The 19,257-nt window shown below is 70.2% G+C and carries 18 protein-coding genes; 8 read left to right on the top strand and 10 right to left on the bottom strand.

What is annotated here, in order from left to right; translation table 11 throughout:
- Positions 1-43: 43 nt before the first annotated feature.
- The gene (locus RUR49_RS24700; protein WP_409149173.1) at positions 44-682 is read right to left on the bottom strand and encodes an EF-hand domain-containing protein; all 639 of its coding nucleotides are present in this window, start codon (positions 680-682) and stop codon (positions 44-46) included.
- A 189-nt stretch (positions 683-871) separates the two neighbouring features.
- Here RUR49_RS24700 and RUR49_RS24695 point away from each other — a divergent pair, with 189 nt between their 5' ends.
- The 3 genes from RUR49_RS24695 (at position 872) to RUR49_RS24685 (ending at position 5,661) form a co-directional block, all read left to right on the top strand.
- Complete coding sequence (locus tag RUR49_RS24695) at positions 872-2,728, top strand: glycoside hydrolase family 15 protein (protein WP_409149171.1); 1,857 nt, start codon at positions 872-874, stop codon at positions 2,726-2,728.
- Positions 2,729-2,913: 185 nt separating this feature from the next.
- A complete protein-coding gene (locus tag RUR49_RS24690) occupies positions 2,914-3,453 on the top strand; it encodes a TRAP transporter small permease subunit (protein ID WP_409149169.1) in 540 nt (179 codons plus the stop codon).
- Between the two features lie 60 nt (positions 3,454-3,513).
- A complete protein-coding gene (locus tag RUR49_RS24685; RefSeq protein WP_409149167.1) occupies positions 3,514-5,661 on the top strand; it encodes a TRAP transporter large permease subunit in 2,148 nt (715 codons plus the stop codon).
- A gap of 198 nt (positions 5,662-5,859) precedes the next feature.
- Here RUR49_RS24685 and RUR49_RS24680 read toward each other — a convergent pair whose 3' ends face one another.
- Positions 5,860-6,558, bottom strand: coding sequence for a cysteine hydrolase family protein (locus tag RUR49_RS24680; RefSeq protein ID WP_409149165.1), 699 nt, complete (start codon positions 6,556-6,558; stop codon positions 5,860-5,862).
- Positions 6,559-6,690: 132 nt separating this feature from the next.
- On the opposite strand from RUR49_RS24680, the gene RUR49_RS24675 reads away from it, so the two are divergent.
- The 3 genes from RUR49_RS24675 to RUR49_RS24665 are packed head-to-tail and all read left to right on the top strand — an operon-like array spanning position 6,691 to position 10,309.
- Positions 6,691-7,482: a DeoR/GlpR family DNA-binding transcription regulator gene (locus RUR49_RS24675; protein ID WP_409149163.1), complete on the top strand. Its 792-nt coding sequence runs from the start codon at positions 6,691-6,693 to the stop codon at positions 7,480-7,482.
- Positions 7,483-7,526: 44 nt separating this feature from the next.
- Entirely contained in the window at positions 7,527-9,824 is a 2,298-nt protein-coding gene (locus tag RUR49_RS24670; protein WP_409149161.1) for a propanediol/glycerol family dehydratase large subunit, read from the top strand.
- Positions 9,821-10,309: a diol dehydratase small subunit gene (locus RUR49_RS24665; protein WP_409149159.1), complete on the top strand. Its 489-nt coding sequence runs from the start codon at positions 9,821-9,823 to the stop codon at positions 10,307-10,309. Before RUR49_RS24670 ends, RUR49_RS24665 begins: the two co-directional genes overlap by 4 nt.
- A 144-nt stretch (positions 10,310-10,453) precedes the next feature.
- Here RUR49_RS24665 and RUR49_RS24660 read toward each other — a convergent pair whose 3' ends face one another.
- The 3 genes from RUR49_RS24660 to RUR49_RS24650 all read right to left on the bottom strand — a co-directional run bounded on the left by RUR49_RS24660 (position 10,454) and on the right by RUR49_RS24650 (position 13,022).
- Positions 10,454-11,734, bottom strand: coding sequence for an FCSD flavin-binding domain-containing protein (locus RUR49_RS24660; RefSeq protein WP_409149158.1), 1,281 nt, complete (start codon positions 11,732-11,734; stop codon positions 10,454-10,456).
- Positions 11,735-11,753: 19 nt separating this feature from the next.
- Complete coding sequence (locus RUR49_RS24655; protein ID WP_409149156.1) at positions 11,754-12,047, bottom strand: c-type cytochrome; 294 nt, start codon at positions 12,045-12,047, stop codon at positions 11,754-11,756.
- Between the two features lie 213 nt (positions 12,048-12,260).
- Positions 12,261-13,022 carry an SDR family NAD(P)-dependent oxidoreductase gene (locus RUR49_RS24650; RefSeq protein ID WP_409149154.1) on the bottom strand — a complete coding sequence of 254 codons (762 nt, stop codon included), beginning with the start codon at positions 13,020-13,022 and terminating at the stop codon, positions 12,261-12,263.
- Between the two features lie 172 nt (positions 13,023-13,194).
- On the opposite strand from RUR49_RS24650, the gene RUR49_RS24645 reads away from it, so the two are divergent.
- The gene (locus RUR49_RS24645) at positions 13,195-13,563 is read left to right on the top strand and encodes a hypothetical protein (protein ID WP_409149153.1); all 369 of its coding nucleotides are present in this window, start codon (positions 13,195-13,197) and stop codon (positions 13,561-13,563) included.
- Positions 13,564-13,648: 85 nt separating this feature from the next.
- Positions 13,649-14,053: a GFA family protein gene (locus RUR49_RS24640; RefSeq protein WP_409149152.1), complete on the top strand. Its 405-nt coding sequence runs from the start codon at positions 13,649-13,651 to the stop codon at positions 14,051-14,053.
- Positions 14,054-14,319: 266 nt separating this feature from the next.
- On the opposite strand, the gene RUR49_RS24635 is transcribed toward RUR49_RS24640, so the two are convergent.
- From RUR49_RS24635 to otnI, 5 genes are read right to left on the bottom strand one after another with little or no spacing between them, the layout of a single operon-like run.
- Complete coding sequence (locus RUR49_RS24635; protein WP_409149150.1) at positions 14,320-15,093, bottom strand: SDR family NAD(P)-dependent oxidoreductase; 774 nt, start codon at positions 15,091-15,093, stop codon at positions 14,320-14,322.
- Positions 15,090-15,986 (bottom strand): 3-hydroxyisobutyrate dehydrogenase, encoded by an 897-nt coding sequence (gene mmsB / locus RUR49_RS24630; RefSeq protein WP_409149148.1) that lies wholly within the window; start codon positions 15,984-15,986, stop codon positions 15,090-15,092. The genes RUR49_RS24635 and mmsB overlap by 4 nt, the downstream gene beginning before the upstream one ends.
- A 21-nt stretch (positions 15,987-16,007) precedes the next feature.
- On the bottom strand, positions 16,008-17,147 hold the full coding sequence (locus RUR49_RS24625; RefSeq protein ID WP_409149146.1) for an acyl-CoA dehydrogenase family protein: 1,140 nt from the start codon (positions 17,145-17,147) through the stop codon (positions 16,008-16,010).
- 18 nt (positions 17,148-17,165) lie between these two features.
- Positions 17,166-18,449 carry a 3-oxo-tetronate kinase gene (otnK, locus tag RUR49_RS24620; protein ID WP_409149144.1) on the bottom strand — a complete coding sequence of 428 codons (1,284 nt, stop codon included), beginning with the start codon at positions 18,447-18,449 and terminating at the stop codon, positions 17,166-17,168.
- The gene (gene otnI, locus RUR49_RS24615) at positions 18,446-19,237 is read right to left on the bottom strand and encodes a 2-oxo-tetronate isomerase (RefSeq protein WP_409149142.1); all 792 of its coding nucleotides are present in this window, start codon (positions 19,235-19,237) and stop codon (positions 18,446-18,448) included. The genes otnK and otnI overlap by 4 nt, the downstream gene beginning before the upstream one ends.
- Positions 19,238-19,257: the final 20 nt, after the last annotated feature.

Genomic DNA, 19,257 nt, shown 5'->3' with positions numbered 1-19,257 from the left:
TCACCGGCCGGCGCGCCCGGGAGAGCGCGCCGGTGGCGGTCCGTCAGCCGTCGGTGCCGTCGTCGGCGTCGAGGGTGGTGTCGAGATCGGCGTCGTCCGCATCATCGGCCGCCGGTGCGGCGCCCGCGGTGGCGGCGGCGCCGGTCGCGGCGGTGCCCGTCGCGGCGGCACCCGTCGTCGTGGTGCCAGCCGCGGCGGCGGCCTGCTGCTTCTGTTCCTGCTTCGCCGCCCGCTTGGCGCGGCGCTCCGCCTGCTTGTCGCTGTAGGCCTTGACCTCGGTGACAGTGATCTTGCCGTCACTGTCGGCGTCGATGCGCGTGAACACCGACTTCTGCTCCAGGAATTCCTCGCGCGTCACGCCCTGCGGCGTCGTCACGCCCATGTGGGCGATCCACTTCGCCTTCTTCTCGTCCGACCAGCCGGCCCGCTTCGCCCGCTTGTCGGCCAGCACCTCGATCTCCTCGACGGTGATGCGGCCGTCCTTGTCCTTGTCGATGCGCTCGAAGATCTTCACCCGCGGCGCGTCGAACTCGACCTTCTCGATCACCCCGTCGTTGTTGGTGTCGAGCTTCTTGAACATCACCTCGGTGCGGTCCTTCTTCGGCGCGTCGTCGGCGAAGGTGGCCGGGACGGCGAAGGCGGTCGCAGCGGCGGCCAGGACCAGCGTGGAAAGGCGGATCATTTCATTGAGCTCCCATCGCGACACCGGCGCGCTCTCAGCGGCCGGTCGATGCGCGATTAACGCGGTCGTGACGGCCACCCTACGCCCTGTCCTCATACGGATCATGGGTTGCCAGCCGGCGCCGGAGCCGGTTTGCTGCCCGCGGCCGCCGATCGGCTCCCCCGCCGCCCCGCAAACGACGAGAGAGCGATGACCGCCGATTCTCCCACAGTCCCCGACCTTCCGCTCGCCATCGAGGACTACGCCCTCGTCGGCGACTGCGTCTCAGGCGCCCTCGTCGGCCGCAACGGCTCGATCGACTGGCTGTGCTGGCCGCGCTTCGACAGCGACGCCTGCTTCGCCGCCCTGCTCGGCACCTCCGAGCACGGCCGCTGGAAGATCGCCCCGGCCGGCGCCGTCACCACGGTGAAGCGCCGCTACCGTGGCGAGACGCTGGTGCTCGAGACACTCTTCGAGACCGAGACCGGCAGCGCCGCGCTGATCGACTTCATGCCGATCGGCGCCGAGCGCAACGGTTCCTCGCTCGTGCGCGTCGTCGAGGGCCGCAGCGGCAGTGTCGACATGACGATGCACCTGACGCTGCGCTTCGACTACGGCCAGTCGGTCCCGTGGGTGACGCGGCTGCCCGACGGCAGCGGGCTGTCGGCGATCGCCGGGCCGAACGCCGTGGTGCTGCGCACCGGCGTCCCGCTCGACAGCGATGGCCTCGCCACCGTCGCCGCCTTCACGGTGACGGCCGGCGAGCGGGTGGCGTTCTGCCTCGCCCACGGACCGTCACACCGGCCGCTGCCGAAGCCCGTCGACGCCGGCAAGGCGCTCGAGCGGGCCGAGCGGTGGTGGCTCCGCTGGTCGAAGCGCTGCCGTTACCGCGGCCGCTGGCGCGAGGCGGTGATGCGCTCGCTGATCACGCTCAAGGCGCTCACCTTCGCACCCACCGGCGGCATCGTCGCGGCGCTGACGACCTCGCTGCCGGAGCAGCCGGGCGGCCCGCGCAACTGGGACTACCGCTACTGCTGGCTGCGCGATGCGACGCTGACGCTGATGGCAATGATGGCGGCCGGCTACGAGGAAGAGGCGACGGCCTGGCGGGCGTGGCTTCTGCGCGCCGTCGCCGGCTCGCCCGAGCAGATCCAGATCATGTACGGCATCGCCGGCGAGCGCCGCCTGGCGGAATGGACGGTGGACGGACTGCCCGGCTATCTCGGCGCCGCCCCCGTCCGCATCGGCAATGCCGCCTCCGACCAGGTGCAGCTCGACGTCTATGGCGAGGTGATCGACGCCGTCCACCAGGCCCGTCACGACGATCTCGCCCCCGCACCGTCCGGCTGGGCGCTGCAGGTGGCGCTGGTCGAGCATCTCGAGGCGATCGTCGGCGAGCCGGACGAGGGCATCTGGGAGGTGCGCGGTGGCCGCCGACACTTCACCTACTCGAAGGTGATGGCCTGGGTCGCCTTCGACCGCACCCTCAAGGACGCCGAGCGCTTCGGCCTCGACGACGCCCCGCTCGAGCGCTGGCGCGGCGTTCGCGACCGCCTGCACGCCGAAATCTGCGCGCGCGGCTTCGACACCGGCCGCAACACTTTCGTCCAGAGCTATGGCGGCCAGGAACTCGACGCCAGCCTGCTTCTCATCCCCGTCGTCGGCTTCCTGCCGGCGGACGACCCCCGCGTCGCCGGCACCGTCGCCGCGATCGAGCGCGAGCTCGACGCCGACGGCCTGGTGCTGCGCTACCGCACCGCCGACGGCGTCGACGGCCTGCCGCCGGGGGAAGGTGCCTTCCTCGCCTGCAGCTTCTGGCTCGCCGATGTCTACTGCCTGCAGCATCGCCGGGAGGAGGCGGAGGCACTGTTCGAGCGCCTGATCGCCCTCACCAACGACGTCGGCCTGCTCGCCGAGGAATATGATCCACGCGAGCAGCGCCAGCTCGGCAACTTCCCGCAGGCCTTCTCGCACCTCGCGCTCGTCAATACCGCGCTCGCCCTCGATGGCGAACACGGGCCGACCCACAGGCGAGCGCGCCGCAGGTCGAGGCCCCCGCACGGCTGACACGCCAGCCCCTCGACGGCCTCTCGGCAACACCCCCGATCAAACCGCCCGACCCTCTCCGAAAGTCCGAGACCGCTTGCATCGCGCCGCGCGAGAGCGTGTGTTATGGAGCCGCCGAATTTCGTTACAAACCGGGCCGCGACAAGGCGAAACTGCCGCCGGAACCGACCAGAGGGAAAACGCCCGTGGCTCCACTCCTGGCGCTCAGCCGAGCGATCGACTTCGTCAACCTGAAGATCGGGCTCGCCGCCCGCTGGCTGATCCTCGTCGCGGTGCTGATCAGCGCGGCCAACGCCATCATCCGCAAGGCGTTCTCGGTCTCGTCGAATTCTTGGCTCGAGGCCCAGTGGTTTCTGTTCGGCGCCGTCTTCATGCTGTGCGCCTCCTACACGCTGATGCGCAACGGCCACATCCGCATCGACGTCGTCGTCTCGCACTTCTCGAAGCGCACGCGCGACTGGATCGACGTCTTCGGCCACGTGTTCTTCCTGCTGCCCTTCTGTCTCCTGATGATCGTCGATTCCTGGCCGTTCTTCCTGCGCTCGTGGGAGCAGAACGAGCAGTCGCTGAATGCCGGCGGGCTGCCGCTGTGGCCGGCGAAATTCCTCGTTCCGGCCGGCTTCTTCCTGCTGGCCCTGCAGGGCGTCTCGGAGCTGATCAAGCGCATCGCGGTCATCCGCGGCGAGATCCCCGAGCCCTACGAGAGTGGTGAAGGCGCCCACTGACCGCGCCCGCCGCCGCCTCCCGCCCCGCACCTTCACGCCGTTTCCCTCGAGGCCTCCCCCATGGTGGAATTCCTGATCCACAACATGGCTCCGATCATGTTCGCGAGCCTCGTGGTCATTCTGCTGCTCGGCTACCCGGTCGCCTTCCTGCTCGCCGCCAACGGCCTGATCTTCGCCATCATCGGCATCGAGCTCGGCCTCTTCCAGAACAACTTCCTGCAGGCGCTGCCCGAACGCGTCTTCGGGACGATGAACAACGACACGCTGCTGGCGATCCCCTTCTTCACCTTCATGGGATTGATCCTCGAACGATCGGGGATGGCGGAGGATCTGCTCGACACCATCGGCCAGCTGTTCGGCTCGATCCGTGGCGGCCTCGCCTATGCGGTGATCTTCGTCGGCGCGCTGCTCGCCGCGACCACCGGCGTCGTCGCGGCCTCCGTCATTTCGATGGGCCTGATCTCGCTGCCGATCATGCTGCGCTACGGCTACGACCGTAAGCTCGCCTCCGGCGTCATCGCCGCCTCCGGCACGCTCGCCCAGATCATCCCGCCGAGCCTCGTCCTCATCGTGCTCGCCGACCAGATCGGCCGGTCGGTCGGCGACATGTATGCCGGCGCGATCATCCCCGCGATGGTGCTGACCGGCCTCTATGTCGGATACGTCGTGCTGATGACGATCTTCTTCCCGGGCGCCGCACCGGCGCTGCCAGAGGCGGCGCGCACCATCCGCGAGGACCCGCGCCTGATACCGCGTCAGGGCATTCTGTCGGCGGTCCTGCTGTTCATCGTCGCGGCCGCCGTGGGCGCCGGCCTCTCGGGCATGGTGGCGGACGGCGCCGTCTGGCTGGGACTTCTCTCCGAGCCGCCGGCCGACCTCGTCCGCTGGGTGGTCGGCGGCATCGTCGGCATCGCCGCGGCGGCCTACGCCGTTTCGCGGCTCGGTATCAACGGGCTCGGCGATGCGCCGCGCTTCAACACGCTGATGGTCTTCGGCCTCGTCGTCATCCTCACCGGCGCGGCGGTCGCCGAGTTGCGCATCCTCTATCCCGACATGCCCCGCGACAATGCCGCGATCTGGGGCACCTCGGCAGTGATCGCCGTCCTCTATCTCGTCGCCGTCATCAACACCTGGCTGAAGCTCGGCCTGCTGTCGGAGATGGCCACCAAGGTCATCATCGTGCTGGTGCCGCCGCTGGCGCTGATCTTCCTCGTGCTCGGCACCATCTTCGTCGGCATCGCCACGCCCACCGAAGGCGGCGCGATGGGCGCCACCGGCGCGCTCATCCTCGCCTTCGCCAAGGGGCGGCTGAAGTTCGACCTGATCCGCCAGGCGGTCGATTCGACGGCGCGGCTGTCGGCCTTCGTCCTCTTCATCCTCATCGGCGCCCGCGTCTTCAGCCTGACCTTCTATGGCGTCAACGGCCACGTCTGGGTGGAGGAACTGCTCACCGGCCTGCCGGGCGGCCAGATCGGCTTCCTCATCGTCGTCAACATCCTCGTCTTCCTGCTCGCCTTCTTCCTCGACTTCTTCGAGCTCGCCTTCATCATCGTCCCGCTGCTGGTACCCGCGGCGGAGGCGCTCGGCATCGACCTCGTCTGGTTCGGCATCCTGCTCGGCATCAACATGCAGACGAGCTTCATGCACCCGCCGTTCGGCTTCGCGCTGTTCTTCCTGCGATCGGTGGCACCGCTCAGACCCTACATCGACAAGGTGACGAAGAAGGAGATGGCGCCGGTGACGACGGCGCAGATCTACTGGGGCGCCGTGCCGTTCGTCTGCATCCAGATCATCATGGTGGCGCTCACCATCATGTTCCCGGGCATGGTGATGCACTACAAGGGCGACGCTCCAGAGGTCGATCCGGCGACGATCCAGATGCAGGGCCCGGCCGGCCTCGGCTTCCCGGGTGGTTTCGGCACGCCCGGCGGCGGCCCGGGTGTGCCCGGCCTCGGCGGCCCGGCTGGCATCCCCGGCCTCGGCGGCCCGTCTCCGGGCGGTGCGCCGGCGCCGGGTGGAATGCCGGCCCCCGCGAACCCGCTGGCGCCGGGTGCGGGGCTTCCCGGGGCAGGCCTTCCGGGTGCAGCGGCGCCTTCCCTTGGCGCTCCGGCGCCTGACCTCGGCGCGCCGGCACCGCAACTCGGAGCCCCCGCGCCGACGCCGCCCGCGCCGTCCAACCCGCTCGCCCCGCAGCCGAACATGAATTGAGGGGTCCGAGGCAGGCACGTCACCCCATACTCGGGGTCATTCCCGGCCTTGTGCCGGGAACCCATGCGACGCCGCCGCGGGTTGGAGCATCGTCGGAAGGGGGAGTTCACTGGGCCGTTGCTTGGGTTCCCGGCACAAGGCCGGGAATGACTGCGGTGAGGGGGGCCTCCGCCCACTCCCCCCCTCGGCCGTCCGCCCTTACACCGCCGGCAGGTAGCCCTCGAGTTCCTCGGCGCTCATCACGCTGCAGTAGATCATGTTGAGGATCTCGAGCTCGCGGCGGTGCAGGTCGTCGGTGCCGGCCGCGCAGGCGTCCTCGACGACGATGACGTCGAAGCTTTCATCCGCGAGCGAGCGCACCGTCGAGGACACGCACTGGTCGGTGAAGATGCCGACGCAGACGACGTGGGTGATGCCGAGGTTCGCCAGCACGAGGCGCAGGTTCGTCCCCGTCAGGGCGCTGTCCGTTGTCTTCGTCACGACGATCTCATGGCCCACCGGGCCGATCGCCGGGACGATCTGCGAGGCCGCCTCGTCCTTCGGCAAAAGCAGGTTGTTCCAGCCCGGCTTCTTCTGGCTGAGCGAGCGGTCGCGGCCGTCCGGCAGGAGGCAGGCGATGCGGGCGTAGAGAACGTCGAGCCCGCGCGCCCGGAAGGCGTCCGCCAGCCGGGCGATGGTCGGGATCACCGTTCCGTGCATGCGCTCGTGGAACGGCGTCCAGGCGTGATAGCGGGCAAGGTCTGCCCCCGACAGCGTCGCCGGATCGGGCCGGTCGAGGTAGGTGTTCTGCACGTCGATGACGAGGAGCGCCGTCTTGCCGGCCAACAGCACCGGGTCCTCGGGCACCGGCGCGCCCTCGTAGTAGAACGACCGGAACGCGCTCTTCCACCCCGTCATCGGCCTCTCCTACCCGGCCGCGGCTGAGCCCGCGCGCGCTGTTGACCCTACCACAGCGCCTGTTTAACTTGCCACACGGCAGGACGTGGGGGCAGCGCACGGGCCGCCTTCGGGCCGCCTGCGGGAGGAGCGATGCTGGACAAGCCCCGGCTCGCCAAGAGCGAACGTCACGACCGCATCGTCGCCGAGCTGCGCGTCGGCCATCCCTTGCGCGTTTCCGAGCTGGCGGCCGAGCTCGGCGTCTCCACCGAGACCATCCGGCGCGACCTCGACGAGCTCGAGGGCCGCGGCCTGATCTCGCGCACCTATGGCGGCGCCGTCCGCCCCTTCGCCACCGAGCCGGCCGTCAGCGAGCGCCACACCCTGATGGTCGCCGAGCGCGAGGCGATTGCGGTGGCCGCCGCCGCCCTCGTGCGCCCCGGCGAGGTGGTCGCCATCGGCGGCGGCGCCACGACGCTGCACGTCGCCCGCCGCATCGCGGCCGAGTGCCACGACCTGACGATCATCACCCATTCCTACGGCGTCGCCACCGTGCTCGCCGCCAACCCGACGATCACCGTCATCATGTGCCCGGGCCGCTACAACGGCCTCGAAGGCTCGGTGTTCGGGCCGGAGTGCATCGACTTCGTGCAGGGCTTCCACGCCAACCGGGCGATCCTCGGCGCCTCCGGCCTCACCACCGACGGCGCCAACGACGCGGACGCGATGGCGGCGGCCGTCTACCGCGCCTTCATGAAGCGCGCCGCCCACACGATGATCGTCGCCGACCACACCAAGTTCAACCGCCCGGCCCTGGCGGTCTACGGCCGCTGGACGGACATCGGCACGCTCGTCACCGACGTCGCGCCGGAGGGGCCGCTCGCCCGCGCCGTCGACCGGGCGCGGGTGCTGGTCGAGGTGGCGCGGCCCCGGCTGGCCGCCTGAGAGACAACACGGGGGCACCGCCGCCGGTGCCCGGGAGAGAGACCATGGACAGGGCAAGCTCCGGCGCCGCCACACCCGGCGCCAACCGCTGGCGCCGCTTCGAGGACTGGGACGCGCGGCCGCTGCGCCTCGACAAGTTCGCCCGCGAGAACCCCGAGGCCGGCTTCTGCGCCCACGGCAGCCCCTATGACCCGAAGCCCTCGGTGGTCGTCGAGAATGGCCGCCTCGCCGTCATGGACGGGGTCAGGGCCGAAGACTTCGACATGATCGACGCCTTCATCGCCGCCCACCACCTCGACCTCTCGGTGGTGGAAGAAGCGATGGCGATGGATTCGCGTGAGGTCGCCCGCATGCTGGTCGACATCAACGTGCCGCGCGCCGAGGTCGAGCGCCTCGCCCGCGGCATGACGCCGGCGAAGCTCGCCGAGGTGGTCGCCCACCTGTCGGCGATCGAGGTGGCGTTTGCCTATTCGAAGATGCGCCAGCGCAAGACGCCGGGAAACCAGGCGCACGTGACGAACGCCAAGGACGACCCGCTGCAGCTCGCCGCCGATGCCGCCACGGCAGTGGCCTTCGGCTTCGACGAGATCGAGACGACGATGCGGGTGGCCGAGAACTCCTGGTCGAACGCCCTCGCCTGCCTCGTCGGCGGCGCCGTCGGCCGGCCGGGCGTGCTCTTCCAGTGCTCGATCGAGGAGGCGGAGGAGCTCCGCATCGGGCTTGCCGGCCTCTCCTCCTATGCCGAGACGGTGTCGGTCTACGGCACCGAGCGCACCTTCATCGACGGCGACGACACGCCGTGGTCGAAGGCTTTCCTCACGGCCGCCTATGCCTCGCGGGGCATCAAGGCGCGCTGCACCTCCGGCGCCGGCGCCGAGCTTTTGATGGGCGTCCACGAGAAGAAGTCGATGCTCTATCTCGAGGCCCGCTGCCTCTGCCTGCAGCGTGGCATGGGCGTGCAGGGCACGCAGAACGGCGGCATCGACGGCGCCCCGATCGCCGCCTCCGTGCCCGGTGGCATGTACGAGATGATGGCGGAGAACCTCGTCGCCGTCTGGCTCGGCCTCGAATGCGCCTCCGGCAACGACGCCAGGCCGACCGAATCGGAGATCCGCGTCGGCGCCAAGATCGCCCCCTACCTGCTCGCCGGCTCCGACCTCGTCTGCTCCGGCCTCGGATCGATCCGCAAATACGACAACTCCTTCAACGCCTCGCTGTTCAACGGCGAGGAGATGGAGGACTTCCTTGTCCTGCAGCGCGACTTCGAGGCCGACGGGGGCCTGGTGCCGGCCGGCGAGGACAAGGTGCTCGACGTCCGCCGCCGCGCCGTCGAGGCGCTCGCCGCCGTGCTGGACGAGCTCGGGCTGGGGACGCCCACCCGGGCCATGCTGTCGTCCGTCATCGTCGCCTCCGGCTCCGACGATACCGAGAGCTACACCGCCGGCGACGCCACCCGCATCTCCGAGGCGATCCGCGCCCGTGGCCTGACCGCCCTCGACGTCGTCGCGGCGCTGTCGAAGCGCGGCTTTTCGGAGGAGGCGGAAAACATCCTGTTCATGCTGCGCCAGCGCGTCGCCGGCGACTACCTGCAGACCTCCGCCGTCATCCGCGACGGCCACGTGCTGTCGGCCGTCAACGACCCGAACGACTACATGGGCCCCGGCACCGGCTACCGCATGAGCGAGGCGCGCTGGGCGGCGGTGAAGGACATCCGCGGCCAGCTCGACGAGCGCGAGGTGCTCGCCGCCCAGGCGGTGCACGCCCCCGAGGAGGCCGCCGCCTGGCGCCTCGCCGAGCGCGGCCCGGCGCGGCAGGGCGGCCCGGCGAACGAGGTGGTGATCGGCGTCAGCCCCGCCTTCGGGCTGAAGCTGCACGTCACCACCGCCGGCCACAAGCTGTCGGCGCTGATCGCAGCCCTGATCGACGGCGTTGCGGAGGGCGGCGGCGTCGCCCGCGTCGTGCGCTGCCGCCACACCGCCGACACCTCCTTCCTCGGGCTGACGGCGGCGAAGCTCTCAGGCTCGGGCATCGGCATCGGCGTGCAGTCGAAGGGCACGCTGGTGCTGCACCGCGCCGACCGGTTGCCGCACATGAACCTCGAGATCTTCTCGAACGCGCCGCTCGCCACCCTCGCCCACTACCGCGCCATCGGCCGCAACGCAGCCTGCCACGCCCGCGGCGAGAAGCCGGAGCCGGTGCTGGTGCCGTTCCGCGGCGAGGCGCTGGGCGCCCGCTTCCACGTCCCCGTGGCGCTGGTCTACGCGGTGGAGACCGGCCTGATCGAGCCCGGCGCCGACCCGGTGGAACTGTCGATCGAATACCTGAAGGAGCAGGCGGCGTGAGCGCGACAATGGCTCCCCCCGGCGGCATGGCAAGCAACGGGCCGGGCACCCCGGCGGGTGCCCCGGGCGCCGACGACGACCTTCCCTACCCGATCGCCGACAAGCGCCCCGACCTCGTCCGCACGGCGAACGGCCTCGGCCTCGATGCGCTGACCGTAGAGGCGGTGGTGGCGGGCAAGATCGCTCGCGAGGACATCGCCATCACGCCGGAGGCGCTGCGCCTGCAGGCCGACATCGCCCGGCGCGTAGGCCGCGACCGGCTGGCGGAGAACTTCGAGCGCGCCGCCGAGCTCGCCCGCGTGCCGGAGGACGAGCTGATGGCCGTCTACGAGCTGCTGCGCCCCGGCCGCGCCACCGGCCCCGAGCCGCTACTGGACGCCGCCGCCAAGCTCCGCCGCGACTACGCCGCCGACCGGGTCGCGGCGCTCGTCGAGGAGGCGGCGGACGTGTACGTCCGGCGCGGGCTGTTCACGCGGCGGTTCTGAGGCCACTTCCGCGTCGCTGCCGCGACGCAGCCCGTCATCCGCCCTTCGGGCACCTTCTCCCAGCGCGCTGGGAGAAGGACTCGGTGCAGCGTCGAACGCTCTGGCCCCCCTCGCCACAGGCGCAGACACCGGCCCCGTGTTACCTCAGGTGAAGGTGTCGGCCATCAGGGCGCGGAACCACTTGTCGGCGTCCTCGGCCTCCTCCTTGCGGTAGCCGAGGGAGGCGCCGAGCGGGCTCGTGCCGGTGCCGGTGTGGCGGACGACGATCGCATCGGTCTTCGGATCGACCTCGAAGACGCTCGCGATGCCGATCGCGTAGTCGGGCGCGAGCCGGCTGTAGCAGGTGTTGATGAACAGCGGATCGGTGACCGGCCGCCCGGCGAACGTCTCGGCGAACGCGAGCGCCGCGACCTTCGCACCCGCGTTCGCCGACGTCGCCGATTTCGGCAGTCCGCTCGCTGCCGCGTCGCCGAGCACATGGACGTCGTCGACCAGCGTCGAGGCGAACGTGCGCAGGTCGACCGGACACCAGCCGGTGCCGTCCGTCAGCCCCGTGGCGTCGGCGAGCGCACCCGCCCTCTGGGGCGGGATGATGTTGATCACGCCGCCATCAAAGGCGCCCGCGACGGCCTGAACCCGCATGGCACCGGCGTCGACCGACTGCACCGCCCCGCCCTGCGAGGCGGCGAGGCGCGTCACCATCCCGGGAAACAGCCTGTTCCAGCCTTCCTCGAAGAGGGCCTGTTTGGGAAAGGTCTCGTTGGCGTCGAGGATGAGCACCTTCGCCGTCGGGTTGTTGCGCTTCAGGTACCAGGCGAACAGGCTCGCCCGTTCGTAGGGCGCGGGCGGGCAGCGGTAGGGCGCCGGTGGCACCGTGATGATCGCCGTGCCGCCGGCCGGCATCGCCTTGAGCCTGGCGGCGAGCTTCGTCGTCTCCGGACCGGCGTGCCAGGCGGCCGGCAGATCCGCCGCGGTCGCCTTGTTCCAGCCGGGAACCGCGTCGTAGCGATAGGCCATGCCGGGGGCGACAATCAGCTTGTCGTAGCGAAGGCTGTCTCCCGAGGCGAGGCGGACGCGACGCGCCACCGGGTCGATCTCGACCGCGCGCCGCTTCAGATGGCGGAACCGGTAGGCTTCGGCCAGCGCCTCGTAGGTCACCGTCAGCGGCTTCAGGCTGGAAAGGCCGACCACCACCTCGTTGGAATAGACGCAGGAAATGTAGGACGACTTCGGCTCGACCAGCGTGATCCGCACGGCCGGCATGGCGCGCCGGAGATATTTGGCGAAGGTGGCGCCGGCAAAGCCGCCACCGATGACGACGACCCTCGGCCTGTGGGCGGCGCTCGCGATCGGCGTGCCGAACAGGGAAAGGGCGGCTGCGCCGCCGACGAGACCCGCGAAACCGCGGCGTGTGATGTCGGTCATCTGGCGTCCTCCGGCCGGCTCAGGGCAGCTTGGCGAAATAGGCGGCCATCGCGCGGATTTCCGCGTCGGAATAGCCGCGCGCGATCACCGACATCAGGCGCCCCTCGGTCGGGTCGTCCTGCATTTCGCGCATCTCGTCGATGAATTCAGAAGCCCGCATGCCGGCGAGGCGGTCGAGCCCGTCCCGCGGCGGCTTGCCGTCGGTGCCGTGGCAGATGGCGCAGCTGTTGGCGAGCGTCCGCACGTCGGGGTCGGCGTTAGCGACACCCCCCACTGCCGCGCACATGGCAGCAGCCAGGAAAATTCGGCGCATTCGGCATTCCTCCCGAAACATCCGGCAGCCGTGTCGCGCTGCCAGTTCGGAAGGAATGTCGTTGCGAAGTTCAACTATCTACAGATCGGGGACATCACTTAAGCAAACATCCGCATGTCCGCAAAATAAACCCGCAGTTGAAGTCAGTATCGGCTGTGACAATCATTGTCAATCGCGAGCTGCCCGTGCAATACCGGCGGAGCCGGCCAGCCCTCAGGCGATGCACTCGCCGCCGTCGATGACGAGGGCGTGGCCGGTCATGAACGACGAGCGGTCGGAGGCGAGGAAGAGGATCGCCTCGGCGATCTCCTCCACCGACGCCCAGCGCCCCATCGGGATCTTCTCGCGGATGTAGGCCTCGATCGCCGCGCGCCCGCCCATCTGGCGGATGAACGGGTCGTTGAACGGCGTGTCGACCCAGCCCGGGCAGAGCGCGTTCACCCTAACGCCGAAGCGGCCGTAGTCGATGGCGATCTGCTTCACCATCGCCACCACCGCGTGCTTGGTGGTGGCGTAGGCGACCATCTCGCGGTCGTAGAAGACGCCCGAGTTCGACGCCGTGACGAGGATCGAGCCGCGGCCGGCCGCGCGCATCAACGGCATGGCGAGCTTCGCCAGCATGAAGTGGGCGCGGACATTCAGCCGCCACGACGCATCCATGGCGTCGCCCGAGACCGCCTCGAGCGGCCCCTCCACCTGCACGCCGGCGTGGCTGTGGACGATGTCGAGCCGGCCATAGGCGTCGAGCGCCGCCGCCACCAGCCGCTCCAGCGCCGCGTCGTCAGTGACGTCGGTCGACACCGCCAGCGCCCGCCCGCCGGCATCCACGATCGCCTCGGCCGCAGCCTCGCCAGCCGCCGCATCGCGGTCGGCGACCACCACCGCCGCCCCCTCGCGCGCCATCGCGAGCGCCCCGGCCCGCCCGATCCCGGACCCCGCCCCCGTCACGATCGCCACGTGGTGTTGGAGAATCATGCCCGTACCCATCATCGTTTGCGCCCGCACGCGGGCCGGATCCTGCGACTCAAGCCTACCGTCGGGCGCACCCCAGAACCAGCAACGACGCGTCGGGATTGCTTTGCTATTCCGCCGCGGCAGGGCAATATCGTGCTGACCGACGACCTCAACCGCACTTCATGAGAACAACGTGGCGATGCGGCACCCCTCGGCACTGTCACGCACTCATCAGAATCATCGTCGTATTCTCCTTTTTAGATTCATCAGACGCGTGCTGACCGGCATGCTTCCTGTCGTCGTCGTGGCGCTCGTCGGGCTTTTTATTTTATCATTTTTTGATCCAGAGGAGTGGAGATCGATTAGATTCCTTCGCGGATTCGCCGCATTTCTTGTGGCTTACACAGTTGGATTCTCAGTTTTTGCGATCACGTATTTTTACTATTACTTACTGACAGACGAGCAGCGGCGATCGAAATGGACGCAGCCGTCGTCGGTAGGCGATTTGGACGAGGTGTATCGCTCAATTCTTGCCGAACTCCGGAAGCCGCCGAAACGTTGACCGAGCCTGCAGCCCGCCAAACGTGCCCCCTGTCACACCAGCCGGCCGCTTCGGGCAAGATTGGAGCGGAGACGGGAGACCCCCCATGCACATCGACGGCGGCTGCCATTGCGGACACGTGCGCTACAAGGCGGAGATCGATCCGGAGGACGTCTCGATCTGCCACTGCACCGACTGTCAGAGCCTCACCGGCTCGGCCTTCCGCGTCACCGTCGAGACGAAGGCGGAGAACGTCCGCCTCACCGCCGCGCCGCCGAAGCTCTACGTCAAGACCGCCGCGAACGGCCGCAAACGGATGCAGTACTTCTGCCCGGAGTGCGGCTCGCCGCTGTTCACCACCGGCGACGGCGAGGCCGCCGCCTTCTGGGGCATTCGCTGGGGCAGCATCCGCCAGCGCGCCGACCTCGTGCCCCGTCGCCAGATCTGGTGCCGCTCGGCGGTGCCGTGGATCGCCGACGTGCCGGGGCTGCCGGGGGTGGCGGGAGATTGAGACGCGGCCACACGCCAACCGCATGACCCCTCCTTCCGTCTTCGCACTCACCCGGCTTGCCCGAGTGATCGACCGGGAGATCCGTTCAGGGCGAGAACCAGCGTCTTGTCCGTTGGACGGATGCCCCGGTCTGAACATCAACGTGGCATGACGGGGATGTGAGATCGATGCGCCTTCAGTCGGCGCGCGCGGGTTGTTCGAGCGTTTCGCGCGTCCATGGCGGGCCGGCCGAGCGGGAGAGCGCGCCGCGCGGCCGCCCCCTCCCCTCACCGCCCCGCCGCCGCCCCTGACATCGGCACGTCGCGCAACCCGGCCACCTCGCCGCCGTCGATCGGGATCACCACCCCGTTGACGTAGGACGCCTCGTCGGAGAGCAGCCACACGATCGCCGCGGCGACTTCCTCCGGCTTGGCTATCCGGCCGTTCGGGATGCGGGCTTCGAGCGCCGCCTTCTTGGCGGGGTCGGCCAAGGTGCGGGCCATCATGCGCGTGTCGACCTGGCCGGGGCAGACGACGTTGACGCGGACCCGGTCACCGATCTCGAGCGCCATCGCCTTGGCGAGGCCGATCAAGGCCGCCTTCGAGGCGCAGTAGATCGCGAGCCCCGCCTCGCCGCCATAGCCGGCGACGGAGGAGACGAAGACGACCGAGCCGTGTCCACTCGCCGACAGCGCCGCGTGCGCCGCCGCCGTCACCGCGAAGGCGGCGCGGGCGTTGACCGCGAAGATGCGGTCCCAGTCGGCGAGCGTGGCCTTCGCGAAATCCTGCCGCCCGCCGATGCCGGCGCAGTTGACGAGGCCGGCGATCACGCCGCCGCCGAGGTCTCGGGCGGTGTCGACCAGCCGGGCAACCACCGCATCGTCGCAGATGTCGCCGCCGACGTGGACGCTGCCGGGCACGGCCCGCTCCACCTCGACGCCGGCGGCGGCATCGCGGCCGCTGAAGACGACGCGCACGCCGCGCGCTGTGAGCATCTCGACGGTGGCGCGGCCGATGCCGTGCGTGCCGCCGGTGACGATGGCGACGCGAGGCGCGCTCATGCCGCGACGTCCTTGCCGCGCACCATCTCGATGATGGCGGAGAAGTCGCGGCCGCCGTGGCCGGCGTTGTCGAACAGGGCGTAGAGCTGGGCGGCTTCCGCGCCGAGCGGCGTGGTGGCGCCGGACGACAGCGCCGCCTCCTGGGCGAGGCGGAGGTCCTTCAGCATCAGGGCTGCGGCGAAGCCCGGCTTGTAGCCGTGGTTCGCCGGCGAGGCCGGCACGGGGCCCGGAACCGGGCAGTAGCTCGTCAGCGACCAGCACTGGCCGGAGGCGGTCGAGGCGACGTCGAACAGCGCCTGGTGCGACAGGCCGAGCTTTTCGGCGAGCACGAAAGCCTCGGCGACGGCGATCATCGAGACGCCCAGGATCATGTTGTTGCAGATCTTCGCCGCCTGACCGGAGCCGGCCTCCCCGCACGGCACCACCCGCTTGCCCATCTGGGCGAGCAGCGGCGCGCCGCGGTCGTACGCCTCCGTCGTCCCGCCGACCATGAAGGTGAGCGTACCCGCCGTGGCGCCGCCGACACCGCCCGAGACCGGTGCGTCGAGGGACGGGCAGGAGGCGGCTTCGGCAATGGCGTGCACCGCCCGCGCGCTGTCGACGTCGATGGTGGAACAGTCGATCAGCAGCGTGCCCGGCGCCACGAGGCCGACGAGGGCCTGCCAGACCGTGTGCACGTGCTTGCCCGCCGGCAGCATGGTGATGACGGCATCGGCGCCGGCCACCGCCTCCTCCAGCGATCCCGCCACGGTGACGCCGCCGGCACGCGCGGCCTCGGCTGCGTGGACCGAAAGGTCGAAGCCGCGGACCGAATGGCCGGCCTTGCGCAGGTTCGCCGCCATCGGCGCACCCATGTTGCCGAGGCCGATGAAGGCGATGGTGTGGTCGCTCACTTAGCGCTACTCCGTTGCAGTTCAGCCGCGCCCGACCAGCCCGCGGGCGATGATCAGGCGCATGATTTCGTTGGTGCCTTCGAGGATCTGATGGACGCGCAGGTCGCGCACCAGCTTCTCGACGCCGTATTCGGCGAGGTAGCCGTAGCCGCCGTGCAGTTGCAGCGCCTGGTTCGCCACCTCGAAGCCGACATCGGTGGCGAAGCGCTTCGCCATGGCGCAGCGCTGCGTCACGTCGGCGTCGCCACGGTCGAAGGCGGCCGCGGCGGCGTAGAGGAGCAGGCGCGCGGCGGCAAGCTCCGTCGCCATGTCGGCGAGGCGGAACTGCAGGGCCTGGAACTCGTCGAGCCGCTTCCCGAAGGCCTTGCGCTCGCGCATGTAGGACAGCGCCTTGTCGAGCGCGGCCTGCGCGCCACCGAGCGAGCAGGCGCCGATGTTGAGCCGGCCGCCGTCGAGCCCGCTCATGGCGATCCGGAAGCCCTGGCCCTCGTCGCCAAGGCGATTTTCAACCGGCACGCGGGCGCCCTCGAGGATGACGGCCCGGGTCGGCTGGGCGTTCCAGCCCATCTTGCGCTCGTTGGCGCCGAAGGAGAGGCCCGGCGCGTCGCCCGGCACCAGGAAGGCGGAGATGCCCGACGGCCCGTCGCCGCCGGTGCGCGCCATCACCAGGTAGAGATCGCCGGCCCCGGCGCCGGAGATGAACTGCTTTGTTCCATCCAGCACATAGGCGTCGCCGTCGCGCACCGCGCGCGTCTTGAGGGCCGCCGCGTCGGAGCCGGAGCCGGGCTCGGTGAGGCAGTAGCTCGACAGCTGCTCCATCGTCACGAGGGCCGGCAGGAAGCGGGCGCGCTGCTCGTCGCTGCCGTAGCGCTCGACCATCCAGGCGACCATGTTGTGGATCGACAGATAGGCCGACACCGCCGGGCAGCCTTCCGCCAGCGCCTCGAAGATCAGCGCCGCCTCGAGCCGGCCAAGGCCGGTTCCGCCAGAGCGTTCAGGCACATAGATCGCCGCCATGCCGAGCGCCGCCGCCTCGCGGACGACGTCGACGGGGAAGTGGCGGCGCTCGTCCCAGTCGAGCGCGTGCGGTGCTATCTTGTCGCTGGCAAAATCACGCGCCATCGCCTGCACGGCGCGGTGGTCATCGGTGAGCTCAAACATGCGCCCTCCCCTTGCGCCTCAGCGCATCAGCGCCAGCGCGTCGGTGAAGAAATCGCGGCCGCCGAAGTTGCCGGACTTCAGCGCCAGAGCCATGCCGGCGTGGCTGCCGCCAACGGCCGCGAGCACCGGCACGCCCGCCGCAATCTCACGCCCGATGGCGAAGGCGGGGATGGCGAGACGGTCGACGACGGCGCCGGACGTTTCGCCACCCGCCACGACCAGACGGGCGACGGCCGCGGTGGCAACGAGGGTTTCTGCAATCGTCGCAAGGGCTTGCTCGATCCGGTGACCGGCAGTCTGGCGACCGTGCTCGGCTTGTATCCGCGCGACATCGGCGGGCGCCGCGCTCGTCGCGATGAGCACCGGTCCGGTGGCGAGCCGCGCCGTCGCCCAGGCGATCGCGCGCTCGATTTCCTCTGCGCCGGCAACGAGTTGGCCGACATCGAGGCGCAGCACCGGCATCGCGGCCTCGGCGGCGGCGACCTGCGCCAATGTCGCCTGCGAACAACTGCCCGCGAGGCACAGCGCGGCACCGCCAGTGGCGGACCGTCCTTGACCGGCCGCCACCGACGGACCGCCACCGCGCCCGACTGCCACCAGCGCCCGTGCGAGGCCGAGGCCGAGGCCGGAGGCACCGACGGAGACGCGGGCGTCCAGCGCCGCGAGGCCGAGCGTCTCGAGGTCGCGCTCGAAGACGGCGTCGGCAATCGCCGTGCCGGCGCCCTCCGCGGCGAGGACCGCGAGCCGCTCCCGCACCGCCTCGACGCCGCGGGCGACGGTCGCGAGGTCGACGAGGCCGACGGGGTCGCGCGATTGCCGGGCGAGCACTCGCGTCAGGTCGGCGTCGCGCATCGGGTTGAGGGGGTGGTCCTTCAGCGGGCTCTCGTCGAGCGGCAGCCGGCCGACGAACAGGTTGCCCTGGTAGACGGTGCGCCCGGTCTCCGGGAAGGCGGGGGTGACGAGCACCACCGCATCGCCGTGGTCGGCGCGGAGCGCATCGGCCACCGGGCCGATGTTGCCGGCATCGGTGGAATCGAAGGTCGAACAGATCTTGTAGAGCACGTGGCCAGCGCCACGGCTGCGAAGCCAGACATCAGCCGCGCGTGCCTTCGCCACCGCCTCCTCGGCCGCAACCGAGCGGATCTTCAGCGAGACCACCACCGCGTCGGCCGGCGGCAAGGCGAGGTCGTCCGCCGGGATGCCGATGGTCTGGACGGTGGCGAGCCCGGCCTTCGCCAATGTGTTGGCGAGGTCGGAGGCGCCGGTGTAGTCGTCGGCGATGCAGCCGAGGGCGAGGCTCACGACACACCTCCCCGCCGCGGCCGGTAGGGCTCGAACCAGCCGAGCCCTTCGACGGTGCCGGCGCGCGGTCGGTACTCGCAGCCGATGAAGCCGGTGTAGCCGAGCCGGTCGAGCTCGGCGAAGACGAAGGCGTCGTTCATCTCCTCGTGCGTCGGCTCGTGGCGCGACGGCACGCTCGCGACCTGGACATGGCCAATGATCGGCATCGCTCGCCGGAGCGCCATCACCACGTCGCCGTGCAGGACCTGGCGGTGGTAGAGGTCGAACTGCAGCTCGAGGTTCGGCAGCGCCAGCCGCGCTATCAGGTCTTCCGTGAAGGCGAAGTCGTTGAGGAAATAGCCCGGCATGTCGCGCGGATTGATCGGCTCCAGCGTCAGGGCGACGCCCTCGGGGCCAAGCGTCTCCGCCGTCCAGGCGACGGCGCGCTCGTAGGCCGCGAGTGCCGCCGGGTCGCCGCGATCTGCATTGCCGGCCATCAGGTGGACGCGCTTCACGCCGGTCGCCCGGGCATAGGCGATGGCGGTGCGGACGCCGGCCTTCACCTCATCGAAGCGATCGGGGAGTGCGGCGAGGCCTCGCTCGCCGACGGCCCAGTCGCCCGGCGGCAGGTTGAAGAGGGCCTGCGTCAACCGGTGATCGGACAGGCGCGCGGCGATCGCCTCGGGCGGGTGCTCGTAGGGGAACAGGTACTCGACCGCCTCGAAGCCGGCGTCCGCCGCCGCGGCGAAGCGATCGAGGAACGGCCACTCCGTGAACATCATGCTGAGATTGGCGGAAAAACGCGGCACGCGGACCCTCCCGGCGACCG

The organism is Pseudoxanthobacter sp. M-2, assembly GCF_046156265.1.
In the GTDB taxonomy this organism is placed as follows: domain Bacteria; phylum Pseudomonadota; class Alphaproteobacteria; order Rhizobiales; family Segnochrobactraceae; genus CAMDHY01.
The sequence above is the reverse complement of the archived record's forward strand: the minus strand, read 5'-3'. Positions and strand labels throughout refer to the sequence as shown.